This window comes from Nocardia sp. NBC_00416 (assembly GCF_036032445.1).
In the GTDB taxonomy this organism is placed as follows: Bacteria; Actinomycetota; Actinomycetes; order Mycobacteriales; family Mycobacteriaceae; genus Nocardia.
Window position 1 is genome coordinate 2,970,927 of record NZ_CP107932.1, and the last position, 13,379, is coordinate 2,984,305.

Here is a 13,379-nt window from a genome sequence, read left to right on the forward strand (position 1 = left end):
CTGTGAGCGGAACACCACACCCCTTGAAAGACCGGATAGCGGTGGTCACCGGCGCAAGCCGCGGGATCGGCAAAGGAATCGCGGTGGAACTGGGCGCCGCCGGCGCGACCGTCTACCTCACCGGACGATCCGACCGGCCCGGCAAACTCCCGGGCACCCTCAGCGAAACGGCGGCGCAGATCGCCGAACTCGGCGGCACCGGCATCCCGGTCGTCTGCGATCACCGCGACGACGGCGCCACCGCGCGACTCTTCGAACAGGTCACCGCCGACCACGGCCGCCTCGACGTCCTGGTGAACAACGTCTACAACTCCCCCGCCGCCGCCCGCTGGCTCGGCCGCAAGTTCTGGGAGGTGCCGCCGAAGGCCTGGGACGAAACGTTCGACGTCGGCGTGCGCTCGCACTACGCGGCGAGCGTCTACGCCGCACCGCTGTTGCTGCGCGGCGGCGGCCTGATCGTGAACGTCTCCTCGCCCGGATCACAGCGCTATATGCACAATGCGGTGTACGGAGTCGCGAAGACGGCGCTGGACCGGATGACCGCGGACCTCGCCCACGACCTGACCGGGACCGAAGTCACCGTGGTCTCGATCTGGCCGGGCATCGTCGATACCGAACTGCTACAGCTCGTCCCCGCCGACGACCGAGGGAAACGGGTGGTCACCCTGCCCGGTGAAGGCAGCTTCGACCTGAACGAGGCAGAGACCCCGCGCTTCGCCGGCCGTGCCGTGGTGGCACTGGCCGCCGATGCCGACCGCGGAACCCGGTCCGGAAAGACCTGGAAGGTCGCCGACCTGGCCGACGACTACGGATTCACCGATGTGGACGGGAGGATCCCCCACCACGACTGACCCCTCGGGTCAGGCGAACTTGATCTCCAGCCCGATCCCGAGAATGGCGATGAACCAGACCAGACCGGTGAAGATGGTGATGCGGTTGAGGTTCTTCTCCGCGACGGTCGACCCGGACAGACTCGACTGCATCCCACCGCCGAACAGGCTGGACAGACCTCCGCCCTTGGCGCGGTGCAGCAGCACCAGCAGCACCAGCAGCAGGCTGGTGACGATAAGGAGGATATCCAGGAACATCCGCATGCGGGACAGTCTAACTACGTCTCGGGGGCCACTGACACCAGGTGGGTGAGCGTCTCGTCGTGCGCGAACTCGGCGACCGCGCGTTCGCGCATCAGATCCTGTGCGGTCAGCCGCACCTTGTGCTGCTGCATATGCTCGGACCAGGAGCGCACCACGAACGCCTCCACATAACGGTCCTCGGCGCCCACATCCCGGTACAGCCGCCACTCCATGGCGCCGGTGCGCTGCCGGGAGCGGCCCACGAAGCTCATTCCCGCCAGGAACTCCGGCACCTTGTCCGCCGGGACGTCGTAGTCCTTCAGCACCAGCACCGGACCATCGTCGGGGTCCGGCTCGACCACCAGCTGTGGTTCCGGCCAGTACGCGTGCGGCGTCAGATCGAAACCGGGGGCGAACTGCCGCATCGGCAGCCAGACGGCGCTCAGCGCGCAGCCGCCGAGCAGCGCCCCCGCCACCAGCAGGGCGGTGACCGCGCCGTAGGCACCCGCGATGAGCCCCCACACCACCGACCCGATGGCCTGCCCGGCCATGAACACCAGCAGGTACACCGACAGCCCCCGAGCCCGCACCCAGCCGGGCAGCAGCAGCTGCATGGTCGCGTTCATGGTGGACAGGGTCAGCAGCCAGGCCGCGCCGGCGAACACCAGCAGGATCAGCACCAGCGCCTCGACCCGCAGGAGGGCGGTACCACAGCAGGCCAGCCCGAAAACCAACGCGGCCGCCGCCACCTGCTGGGTCGGAGTCAGCAGCGCACGCACCCGGGCCAGGCTCAGCGCACCGAGTACCGCGCCCACCCCCAACGCACCGAGCATGATCCCGTAGCCGGACGAACCGAGCCCCAGCTGATTACGGGCGATCACCGGCAGCAGCGCCCACAGCGCGCTGGCGGGGGCGACGAACAGAATCGTGCGCAACAGCACCCGCCTGATGGCGGGCGCGGCCTTGATGAATCGAGTGCCCGCCTGCAACGCCGCCAACGGTCGTTCGCTCGGCAGCTTCTTCTCGACCGGCTCCCGCCGCCAGAACAGCAGCGCGGCCACGATGGCGGCGAACGAGAAGGCATTCAGCGTGAACACCAGCGCCGGACCCGACACGGCCACCAGCACACCGGCGATGGCCGGCCCGACCGCGCGGCCGATGTTCATGTTCATACTGCCGAGCACGGCGGCCGAGGGGATCTGGTCCCGCGGGACCAGCTCGGGCTGGATCGCCTGCCAGGCCGGGCCGACGAGCGCCTGACCGCAACCGAGCAGGAACAGCAGGGTCAGCAATACCGCCGGCGTGGTGTGCCCGGTCGCGGTGGACACCGCCAAGGTGATCGCGAGAACCGCCATCGTGGACTGCGCACCCAAGAGCAGGCGCCGACGGTCCAGCAGATCGGCCAGGACACCGGACGGGATGGCCAGGATCATCACCGGCAACGTCGTCGCGGTCTGCACGAACGAGACGAGGGCCGCGGCATTCGGCTGGTCGACCAGCACCCACTGCGCGCCGACCATCTGCATCCAGGTCCCCAGATTGGACACCAGCTGCGCGATCCACAACGCTCGATAGACCCGCAACCGCAACGGCGCCCAAGTGGAAACAGGTTTCGATACGGCGGTGGTCACTCGGGCCAGCATAGCCCCGAGCTCTCACCCCACCGTCGGCCGAAGGGTCGCCGAACCGATTCCGCCGCCTCGCCGGTCCTACATGCGTGTGTGGACGGGTGGGGGTGTCCAGTCTCCGGTGTTGACTTCGAGTTGGGGCCAGTAGGTGCGGATGGTCAGTTCGAATTCGCCAGGTGGCGCCGGTAGCCAGTTGGGTTCGTGTCCGACTCCCGGGGAGGTGTGTCGGATATGGAGGGTCAGGGAGCCGTCGGCGGCGAAGTTCATGGTTCTGTTCTTGGTGCCCAATGAGTAAGCGGCCGAGGTCATTGGGGGCGAAGAAGTGCTGGGGGTTGTACAGCGTCAGCGACCAGAAGCCGTTCACCGGCGGTGTCTGTCCGGCGAGGAAGGTGATCGTGTAGTCGTGGTCGCCGTTCAGGCGCCGACTACTGGAGCCGCGGATGTCCGGACGGTCCCGAAACGCCGATCCGAACCAATCGCCGCCACCCGGATACCAGCAGGCGCTCCCACCACATCCCGCTACGCACCCTGACAACGAGACCAGCGGTTACCGCCGCCGTCCGGCCTGCCGGCGACCCGGAAACCGATGATCCGAAAGGTACGATCGCGGCTATGCCGGGACTACCGATCCGATCCGGGGTGGCGCTGTCGCTGATCCTGCTCGCCGCCACGGCCTGCTCGACCGACTCCGCTCCCGACGCATCCGGAGCGACCCCCATGGGGCACACCTACATCTCGACCGGGGTGGCGGGAGCGCCGATACCGGGCGGCGGCCCCCTCACCCTCACCTTCAACGACAACCGGATCTCGGCCGACGCGGGCTGCAATACCCACAGCGGCACGGTCGAGCTCGGCGATCACGTCCTGCGGGTCTCCGGTCTGGCGAGCACCCTCATGGGCTGCCCCGGTGATCGGTCGGGTTCGGACGCCTGGATCGGCGCACTGTTGCGCGCGGCGCCGGCGTGGCAACTGGACCAGGACCAGCTGACGCTGACGGGGAAGGAGACGACGGTGACGCTGGCCGATAAGAAGGTCGTCCAACCCGACCGCCCGATCCGCGGCACCGAATGGGTCGTCACCACCCTGCTGACACCGGACGCCGAGGTCCGGTCGCAGACCATCGAACAGGTGCGACCCACCCTCACTATCGCCGAAGACGGCGGCCTCACCGGTTTCGCCGGCTGCAACCGGATGACCGGGCACGCGGACGTCACCGAGACCCCGGCCGGGGCCGATATCGCGTTCTCGGTGGCCACCACCCGCATGATGTGCGGACCGGAGGTCATGGAGGTCGAGCAGGCGGTCCTGGCCGCGCTCGACGGCACCGCCCAGGCGACGGTCGACGCCGACACCCTCACCCTGCGCAACCCCAACGGTCACGGCCTGATCCTGCGCGCCCAGTAGTCCCACGAGCACAGCAGTCCCACCGGAACAACGCGGCCCGCCGGTCGGAAACCGGCGGGCCGCGTCAGGTGTGTCATCCGATCAGGGCAGTGGCCCACCCGCCGCGATAGCGGACAGTATGGCGAACTCGTCGCCCTTGAGCGAAGCGCCGCCCACGAGCGCGCCGTCGATATCGGTCTGCTTGATCAGCTCACCGATGTTCTTGGCGTTCACCGACCCGCCGTAGAGCACTCGAACGGTCTCGGCGACCTCCGGGCTCGCCAGCCGCGCCAGCTCGGCCCGGATGGCGCCGCAGACTTCCTGAGCGTCGGCCGGGGTCGCGACCTTCCCGGTACCGATCGCCCACACGGGTTCGTAGGCGATGACGACCTTCGAGATCTGTTCGGCCGACAGCCCCTTCAGCGAACCCCGCAACTGCTCCAGGTTGTACTCGACATGGGTGCCCGCCTCACGCACATTGAGACCCTCACCGATGCAGACGATCGGCGTGATCTCGTGCTTCAGCGCCTGCTTCGCCTTGGCGAGCACCGTCGCGTCGTCCTCGTTGTGGTACTGGCGGCGCTCGGAATGGCCGACCACCGCGAACGCGCAACGCAGCTTCGCCAGCATCGCCGCGCTGACCTCACCGGTGTAGGCGCCCGATTCGTGCACCGAGACATCCTGCGCACCGTAGGTGATCCGCAGTTTGTCGCCTTCGACCAGCGTCTGCACGCTGCGCAGGTCCACGAACGGCGGAACCACCGTGACATCGACCTTGTCGAAGTATTTGTCGGGCAACGCGAACGCGATCTTCTGCACCAGGGCGATGGCCTCGAGATAGTTGAGGTTCATCTTCCAGTTGCCCGCGATCAGCGGTTTCCGGGCCATCTACGCATCCTCCGCGTCTTCGAGCACGCTGATACCGGGCAGCGTCTTGCCCTCCAGGTATTCCAGCGAAGCGCCGCCGCCGGTGGAGATATGCGAGAAATCGCCGTCCGGAATACCCAGCGCACGCACGGCGGCGGCGGAATCGCCGCCACCGACCACGGTGAACGCGCCCTTACCGGTGGCCGTGGCGATGGCCTCGGCCACGCCGCGGGTACCGGCCGCGAACTGCTCGAACTCGAACACACCCATCGGGCCGTTCCAGAACACGGTGCGCGCCTCGGTGAGCAGCGCCGCGAAACGCTGCACCGAATCGGGACCGATGTCCAGACCCATCCAGCCGTCCGGAATCTCGTGGCACGGCACGGTCTTCGACTCCGCGTCGGCGGAGAAGGAGTCGGCGACGACGATATCGCGCGGCAGATGGATGACATCGGCGTAGCGATCCAGCAGGCCCTTACAGGTATCGATCATCTCCTCCTGCAACAGCGAGGACCCGACCGACAGCCCCTGCGCGGCGAGGAAGGTGAAACACATACCGCCGCCGATGACCAGGGTGTCGACCTTGGGGGCCAGCGCCTCGATCACGGCCAGTTTGTCCGACACCTTCGATCCGCCGAGCACCACCGCATACGGGCGATCGGTGGATTCGGTGAGCTTGGCCAGTACGTCGGCCTCGGCGGCCACCAGCCGACCCGCGTAGTGCGGCAGCACCTTCGCCACGTCGTATACCGACGCCTGCTTGCGATGCACCACACCGAACCCGTCGGAGACGAATGCGCCGTCATCGCCGACCAGCTCCACCAGCGCGGCAGCCAATTTCGCGCGATCGCCGTCGTCTTTGCTGGTCTCGCGCGGATCGAAGCGGATGTTCTCCAACAGCAGCACATCGCCGTCGGTGAGGCCCTCGGACCGCGCCAGCGCGTCCTGACCCACCACATCACCGGCGAGCTGCACATTGCGCCCCAGCTCGGCGGCCAGCCGGGTGGCCACCGGGGCCAGCGACAGCGCCGGATCGGGTGCGCCCTTCGGGCGGCCCAGATGCGCGGTGACGACCACCTTGGCGCCGGCCTCGACCAGCGCGCGGATGGTCGGGACCGACGCGATGATGCGGCCCGGATCGGTGATCTGCCCGTTGTCGAGAGGGACGTTGAGGTCCGAACGCACCAATACGCCGCGGCCCTCGACGCCCTCGGCGAGGAGATCTTCCAGAGTTTTGACAGTCACGCCGGTCCTACAGCGACTTGCCGACGAGGCCGATGAGGTCGGCGAGGCGGTTGGAGTAGCCCCACTCGTTGTCGTACCAGGAGTAGACCTTCACCTGGTCGTCGATGACCTTGGTCAGCGGCGCGTCGAAAATCGACGAGTGCGGGTCGGTCACGATATCGCTGGACACGATCGGGTCCACGCTGTACTTCAGAATGCCCTTCAGCGGGCCTTCGGCGGCCGCCTTGAACGCCGCGTTGATCTCCTCGACAGTCGCCTTCTTCGCGAGATCGGCGGTCAGGTCGGTGATCGAGCCGGTGGGAATCGGCACCCGCAGGGAATAGCCGTCCAGTTTGCCGTTGAGCTCCGGCAGCACCAGGCCGATGGCCTTGGCCGCGCCGGTGCTGGTCGGCACGATGTTCACCGCGGCGGCGCGCGCACGGCGCAGATCCTTGTGCGGACCGTCCTGCAGGTTCTGATCCTGCGTGTAGGCGTGAATGGTGGTCATCAGGCCTTTGACGATGCCGAACTCGTCGTGCAGCACCTTCGCCAGCGGACCGAGGCAGTTCGTGGTGCACGACGCGTTGGAGATGATGTTCTGACTGCCGTCGTACTTGTCGTCGTTGACACCCATCACAATGGTGATGTCCTCGCCCTTGGCGGGCGCGGAGATGATGACCTTCTTGGCGCCGGCGGCCAGATGCCCCTTCGCCTTGGTCGCGTCGGTGAAGATACCGGTGGACTCGACCACGACGTCCACACCAAGATCGCCCCACGGCAGCGCCGCCGGGCCCTCCTTGATGGCCAGCGCCTTGATGCGCTGATCGCCGACCACGATGGTGTCCTCACCGTCGAGCGACACATCCTGGGGCAGCCGGCCCAGGATCGAGTCGTACTTCAGCAGTGTGGCGAGGGTCGCGTTGTCGGTGAGGTCGTTGACCGCCACGATCTCGATATCGGTGGTGCCGAGCGCCTTCTGCGCCTCCACCGCCCGGAAGAAGTTACGTCCGATACGACCGAAGCCGTTGATACCTACCCGGACAGTCACGTTTATCGCTCCTCAGCTGTCAAGCGGATCATTCCGATGCCCCACTCACACTAATGCCTTCCCATCACCTCTCCGACAGGCACCTTGTCTTGGTGAGAACCGTGTTTTGGCGCCGCCCGCGGCGGCGCGGGTTTGCTGTGTCCATCGGCGCGCCTCCGGCGCGCGGGTCGCGGCCCCCGAGGGCCTGCTGTTCAGCGCCCGCGCTGAACTCGGCACAGCGAGGGTGCGACCGTTCGCGATGGGGAGACCATTCGAGGGTGTGCCCGTGCGGGCAAGCGTGCTGAGCCCCCGCGCTGTGTAGCCCCTCGGGCACAGGACCGGCGGCAAGGTCTGCCCTGTACGGACCAGAGTGCTGGGAGCCTGGCGGGCCGTGTGGCCCCTCGGGCAGCAGGCTCGGCAACAAGGTCTGCCTGTACGGACGGGTCCGCGATGGTCCGGAAGGTCCGTCTGCGACGCAACCGGGTGGCGCCGAGTCCAGCGAGGCACTTAATGGGTTGAGGCCCGTCCCGGCGTTCAGCCCTCGAAAGCGCATGAGGCGAAGCCTCGAGTCTCGAGGGCTGAACGCCGGGACCAAGGGGGCCTCAACCCCGCGACGCCGCAGGCGGCGCCAATAAACACAGACCTTCACGAGCGGGCTCACCCCTCGCGTTGACGTGTGAGCCCGCTCCTCGTCTTCGCGAGCGGGTTCATCTCCTCGCCTCGGGGGTGAGCCCACTTCTCGCCTTGACGTGTGAGCCCACCACTCACCTTCACAAGCCAGCCCACCACTCACCTTCACAAGCCAGCCGTTGACCAGCACAAGCCGGACCGCAACGCGACTGCCGACCCTGCCGGATAACGCACCGGCGCCGACCTGACACCAGGCTTTATCCGACCGGACGACCACCGCGACCCGGCAGGCGCCGGTCAGCTCACGCGTCGTCCAGCAGTTCCGCCGTGACGGCCGACTCCGTATCCGGTACGCCCAGTTCTTTCGCCCGCCGATCGGCCATCGAGAGCAACCGGCGGATCCGCCCGGCCACCGCGTCCTTGGTCATCGGTGGGTCGGCCAGCTGGCCGAGCTCTTCCAGCGACGCCTGCCGGTGTTCGACCCGGAGTTTGCCCGCCGCCGCCAAATGGTCGGGCACGTCCTCGCCGAGCAGTTCCAGCGCCCGTTCCACCCGGGCCGCGGCCGCGACGGCGGCGCGAGCGGATCGGCGCAGGTTGGCGTCGTCGAAGTTGGCGAGCCGGTTGGCGGTGGCGCGCACTTCGCGGCGCATCCGCCGTTCTTCCCAGGTGAGCCGGGTGTCCTGGGCGCCCATCCGGGTGAGCAGGGCGCCGATGGCCTCGCCGTCGCGCACCACCACTCGATCGGTGCCGCGCACTTCCCGGGCCTTCGCCGATATTCCCAGCCGCCGCGCCGCGCCCACCAGCGCCAGCGCGGCTTCCGGGCCGGGGCAACTCACCTCGAGCGCCGAGGAACGGCCGGGTTCGGTGAGCGACCCGTGTGCCAGGAAGGCGCCGCGCCAGGCGGCTTCCGCGTCGGCGACGGTGCCGCCGACGACCTGGGCGGGCAGTCCGCGCACCGGGCGCCCGCGCACGTCCAGCAGCCCGGTCTGGCGGGCGAGGGCCTCGCCCTCTTTCGCCACCCGGACCACGTACCGCGAGGATTTACGCAGGCCGCCGGCACTCAGTACGTGCACATCGGACCCGTATCCATAGAGTTCGAAGATCTCCCGCCGTAGCCGCCGGGCGATGGAACCCATATCGACCTCGGCTTCGACGATCACCCGCCCACCGACGATATGGAGGCCGCCGGCGAAACGCAGCAGGGCGGACAGTTCGGCTTTGCGCGCACTCACCTGTGTTACGGCGAGCCGGCTCAGCTCGTCTTTCACTTCGGCTGTCATCGCCACGAGACGTGCTCCTTTCCACCCAACCCGGACCGCACATCCTGACCCATGTGCCGTCCCTCGACTCGAAGCCCCGGCAACTGCGGCCGAGGCTCGTGGATCAGTTGATCCAGTGCGGCGGCGAGCTTTCCGGGGTCGTGCCGGTCCGTTCCCGCGTCGGCGACATCGGAAAACACTACTCGCGCCCGCAATTGCCCGGCAGCCCTGGCAACGTGTTCACGCTCTCGCCCCTCGGGCACGCTCCCGGAATCGACCAGAACCTCGTCGACCGCGAAATCCGGTGCGTGCTGGGACAATACATGCAGATGCCGTTCGGCGGAGAAACCCGCCGTCTCACCGGGCTGCGCGGCGAGGTTCAGGATCAGCACCTTACGCGCCCGCGTCCGGACCAGCGCGTCGTGGAGGCCGGGCACCAGCAGATGCGGGATGACGCTGGTGAACCACGAACCCGGGCCGAGGATCACCGCGTCCGCGTCGTCGATCGCCGCGGTCGACTCGGGGCAGGACGGCGGATCGGCCGGCAGCAACCGGACCCGGCGTACCTGACCGGGAGTCGTGGCCACCGCCACCTGGCCGCGGATGCAGCGGCTCACCCGGGGATCGGCCTCCAGCCCGGAGACGTCGGCTTCGATATCCAACGGGATCGTCGACATGGGCAGAACTCGGCCGCCGACCCCGAGCATCGCGCCCACCTGGTCGAGTGCGGCCACCGGGTCGCCGAGCACTTCGGTGAGCCCGGCCAGCAGCAGGTTGCCCACGGAGTGCCCGGCCAGCGCGCCGGTGCCGCCGAACCGGTGTTGCACGGTCCGGGTGAGCACCCCGTCGGCGTCGGCGGCCAGCGCCGCGAGCGCCATCCGCAGATCGCCGGGCGGCGGCACGCCCAGTTCGGCGCGTAACCGGCCGGAGGATCCGCCGTCGTCGGCGACCGTCACCACCGCGCTGATCCGGCGCGTGATCCGGCGTACCGCGGTGAGAGTGGCGTACAAGCCGTGCCCTCCGCCGAGTGCGACCACCGCGGGACCGCGGGGGCCGGTGGAGTCGTCGGGGTGGCCGGTATCGGTGTTCCTCATTCACGCCCCAGATCCCGGTGCAGTACCCGCACCGCGTCCACCGGACCGTCGGCGCCGGTATCGATCCGGCCGCCGGTGAGTTGGCCGAGTGCCTCGGCGATCGCGACGCTGCGATGTCTGCCTCCGGTGCAGCCGACTGCGACCGTCATGTAGCGCTTCCCCTCTTGGCGGTAACCCTGGGTGGTCAGTTCGATCAGGTGGTCGCAGGTCCGCAGATAGTCCTCGGCGCCCGGACGCGACAGCACATAGTCGCTGACCACTTCTTCCTGACCGGTGTGCTGCCGAAGTTCAGGTACCCAATGCGGATTGGGCAGGAAACGCACATCCAGCACCATGTCCGCGTCCAGCGGGACACCGTACTTGAATCCGAAGGATTGAACGGTCAACTGCAGTGCCGCTGGCGTGCCGCCGCCGTAGACCTCCTCCAGTTTCCGGTGCAACTGGTGGATCGAGAGCTCGGTGGTGTCGATGACCACATCCGCCGCGGCTTTCACCCCCGCGAGCCGGAGCCGTTCGGCGGCGATGCCCGCGGACAGGGTCCCGTCGGCGCTGTCGTTCTGCAGCGGGTGGCGCCGCCGGGCGAAACCGAAACGGCGGATCAGCACATCGTCGGAGGCCTCCAGGAACAGGATCCGGGTGGGGACCCCGCGGGCCCGCAGCGTTTCGGTGACCGCGGGCAGGTCGCCGGTGAAGAACCGGCTCCGGACATCCATGACGATCGCGAGCCGCCGGATGGGCGGATCCGCCGACGACCCGAGTTCCACCATGCGGGCGATCAGCTCGGGCGGCAGATTATCGGTGACGTACCAACCCAGATCCTCCAGGACCCGCGCGGCCGTCCCGCGACCCGCGCCGGACAGGCCGGTCACCATCACGACCTCGACCGGGGTGCCCGAGCCCGGTTCCACTTTCGTACTCTTGTTCGATTCGACGCGAGTCATCTACCACCCGGATCTGTTCGGGAATGCGTTTCGGTCACACAGGTCCAATTCCGCACCCCGGTTCCTGCCGCGCGGGTGCAGAAACACACAGGGTGCAGAAACAAACGTACGTGACCGGCGCCGGTCACCGTGCAGTTGCGCCGAGCGCCGCGCCGGAGGCTATCGCTGCTGCAATGCGGCCAGCACGGCCTCCGCGGTCGCGCGGCCGATACCGGGGACCTCGGTGATCTCCTCGACGGTGGCCTCCTTCAACCGTGCCACCGAACCGAAATGGGTGACCAGCGCGGTGCGTCGCGTCTCGCCGAGACCGCGGACCGAATCCAGTGCGGAGGCCGTCATGCGGCGCGACCGTTTGCTGCGGTGGAAGGTGATGGCGAACCGGTGCGCCTCGTCACGTACCCGCTGCAACAGGTAGAGGGCCTCACTGGTGCGGGGCAGCACCACCGGGTCGGGTTCGCCGGGGACCCACACCTCTTCCAGGCGTTTCGCCAGGCCCACGACGGCGATATCGGTGATCCCGTACTCCTCGAGCACCTCCGCCGCGGCCGCCACCTGCGGGGCCCCGCCGTCGACCACGTACAGATTCGGCGGGTAGGCGAACTTGCGCGGCCGGCCGGTCTTCGGGTCGATTCCGGGTCGGGTGACGATCTCCACCTCCGATTCGTCCTCGACCACCGGGCCGGCGCCGCTGTCCACCGCTGGTGCGGTGAACTCCGGCTCGGTTCCCGCGAGATCGGCCGCTTCGACGGCGTCGCGTTCCCGGCGCAACCGCGCGAACCGGCGTCTGGTCACCTCTGCGATACTCGCGACATCGTCGGAGCGCCCGTCCCCGGCGGCTTCCCGGATCGCGTAGTGCCGGTAGTCGGATTTCTTGGGCAACCCGTCCTCGAACACCACCAGCGATGCCACCACGTCGGTGCCCTGTACATGGCTGATGTCCACACATTCGATCCGCAGCGGGGCGGTGTCCAGGTCCAGGGCGTCCTGGATGTCCTGCAGTGCCACCGAACGTGAGGTCAGGTCACCGGCGCGGCGGAGTTTGTGCTGCGCGAGCGCCTCCTTGGCGTTGCGTTCGACGGTTTCGGCGAGCGCCTTCTTGTCGCCGCGCTGCGGCACCCGCAGTCGCACGGTGCCGCCGCGCATCGTCGACAGCCAGCGCTGGAGCTCATCGACATCGGCGGGCAGCTCCGGCACCAGCACCTCCCGCGGCACCACGGCCGTGGGTTGTTCCCCGGCGGTCTGCGCGGCCATCGCGGCCTGCTCCCCGTAGAACTGCGTGAGGAACTGTTCCACCAGCGCGGCCAGCTCACCGCCTGCTTCCGGGATATCGGCGGCGTCGCCGGATTTGTCCACCACCCAGCCGCGCTGGCCGCGCACCCGGCCGTCGCGCACATGGAAGATCTGCACCGCCACCTCGAGGTCGTCCCCGGCGAAGGCGATGACATCGGCGTCGGTGCCGTCGCCCAGTACGACAGCCTGCTTCTCCAGCGCCCGGCGCAGCGCCTGGGCATCGTCGCGGAGCCGGGCGGCGGTTTCGAAGTCGAGGTCCGCGGCGGCGGCCTGCATCCGGCGCTCCAGATCCTTCACCATTCGATCGGTGCGCCCGGCGAGGAAGTCACAGAAATCGTCGACGATCTGCCGGTGCTCGGCCGCGGAGACCCGGCCCACGCACGGGGCCGAGCATTTGTCGATATAGCCGAGCAGGCAGGGCCGGCCCATCTGGTTGTGCCGTTTGAAGACCCCGGCCGAGCAGGTGCGGGCGGGAAAGACCCGGAGCAGCAGATCGAGGGTCTCTCGGATGGCCCAGGCGTGGGCGTAGGGGCCGAAATAGCGGACCCCCTTCTTCCGGGCTCCCCGATAGACGAACAGCCGCGGATACTCCTCGTTCAGAGTGACCGCCAGCACGGGATAGGACTTGTCGTCCCGATAGCGGACGTTGAAGCGAGGGTCGAATTCCTTGATCCAGTTGTACTCCAGTTGCAGAGCTTCCACCTCGGTGGACACCACGGTCCATTCGACGCTCGCGGCGGTGGTGACCATCTGACGGGTCCGCGGATGCAGTGCGGCGATATCGGCGAAATACGAGTTGAGGCGATTGCGCAGGCTTTTCGCCTTACCGACGTAGATGACCCGGCCGTACGAGTCCCGGAACTTGTAGACACCGGGTTCGAGCGGAATTGTGCCGGGCTGCGGCCGGTACGTCGCGGGATCTGCCACATATCCAGCGTAGTAGCGCCCTCGGACAGACTCCGC

11 protein-coding genes and 1 pseudogene are annotated in these 13,379 nt (G+C 68.2%); 2 read left to right on the forward strand and 10 right to left on the reverse strand.

The features are described from left to right. The first annotated feature begins 2 nt into the window (after positions 1-2). Positions 3-851: an SDR family NAD(P)-dependent oxidoreductase gene (locus tag OG804_RS12300; RefSeq protein ID WP_328396994.1), complete on the forward strand. Its 849-nt coding sequence runs from the start codon at positions 3-5 to the stop codon at positions 849-851. A gap of 9 nt (positions 852-860) precedes the next feature. Here OG804_RS12300 and secG read toward each other — a convergent pair whose 3' ends face one another. From secG to OG804_RS32340, 3 genes and pseudogenes are all read right to left on the reverse strand, one after another. Next, on the reverse strand, positions 861-1,094 hold the full coding sequence (secG, locus tag OG804_RS12305; RefSeq protein WP_062995774.1) for a preprotein translocase subunit SecG: 234 nt from the start codon (positions 1,092-1,094) through the stop codon (positions 861-863). Positions 1,095-1,108: 14 nt separating this feature from the next. Beyond that, a complete protein-coding gene (locus OG804_RS12310; protein WP_328396999.1) occupies positions 1,109-2,716 on the reverse strand; it encodes an MFS transporter in 1,608 nt (535 codons plus the stop codon). 66 nt (positions 2,717-2,782) lie between these two features. Further along, positions 2,783-3,236 (reverse strand): annotated as a pseudogene (locus tag OG804_RS32340) (DUF1214 domain-containing protein). 77 nt (positions 3,237-3,313) lie between these two features. Here OG804_RS32340 and OG804_RS12325 point away from each other — a divergent pair. Continuing rightward, positions 3,314-4,105 carry an META domain-containing protein gene (locus OG804_RS12325; protein WP_328397003.1) on the forward strand — a complete coding sequence of 264 codons (792 nt, stop codon included), beginning with the start codon at positions 3,314-3,316 and terminating at the stop codon, positions 4,103-4,105. A gap of 81 nt (positions 4,106-4,186) precedes the next feature. On the opposite strand, the gene tpiA is transcribed toward OG804_RS12325, so the two are convergent. The 7 genes from tpiA to uvrC all read right to left on the reverse strand — a co-directional run bounded on the left by tpiA (position 4,187) and on the right by uvrC (position 13,343). Next, a complete protein-coding gene (tpiA, locus tag OG804_RS12330; RefSeq protein ID WP_328397005.1) occupies positions 4,187-4,972 on the reverse strand; it encodes a triose-phosphate isomerase in 786 nt (261 codons plus the stop codon). Further along, positions 4,973-6,196, reverse strand: a complete 1,224-nt coding sequence (locus OG804_RS12335; RefSeq protein WP_328397007.1) for a phosphoglycerate kinase — start codon at positions 6,194-6,196, stop codon at positions 4,973-4,975. 7 nt (positions 6,197-6,203) lie between these two features. Then, positions 6,204-7,223 carry a type I glyceraldehyde-3-phosphate dehydrogenase gene (gene gap / locus OG804_RS12340; RefSeq protein ID WP_328397009.1) on the reverse strand — a complete coding sequence of 340 codons (1,020 nt, stop codon included), beginning with the start codon at positions 7,221-7,223 and terminating at the stop codon, positions 6,204-6,206. Between the two features lie 911 nt (positions 7,224-8,134). Further along, positions 8,135-9,112, reverse strand: a complete 978-nt coding sequence (whiA, locus tag OG804_RS12345; RefSeq protein ID WP_328398350.1) for a DNA-binding protein WhiA — start codon at positions 9,110-9,112, stop codon at positions 8,135-8,137. Continuing rightward, positions 9,109-10,185 (reverse strand): gluconeogenesis factor YvcK family protein, encoded by a 1,077-nt coding sequence (locus OG804_RS12350; protein ID WP_328397010.1) that lies wholly within the window; start codon positions 10,183-10,185, stop codon positions 9,109-9,111. The genes whiA and OG804_RS12350 overlap by 4 nt, the downstream gene beginning before the upstream one ends. Next, positions 10,182-11,126 carry an RNase adapter RapZ gene (gene rapZ, locus OG804_RS12355; protein WP_328397012.1) on the reverse strand — a complete coding sequence of 315 codons (945 nt, stop codon included), beginning with the start codon at positions 11,124-11,126 and terminating at the stop codon, positions 10,182-10,184. The genes OG804_RS12350 and rapZ overlap by 4 nt, the downstream gene beginning before the upstream one ends. Positions 11,127-11,285: 159 nt before the next feature. Next, the gene (gene uvrC, locus OG804_RS12360; RefSeq protein ID WP_328397014.1) at positions 11,286-13,343 is read right to left on the reverse strand and encodes an excinuclease ABC subunit UvrC; all 2,058 of its coding nucleotides are present in this window, start codon (positions 13,341-13,343) and stop codon (positions 11,286-11,288) included. Positions 13,344-13,379 lie beyond the last annotated feature (36 nt).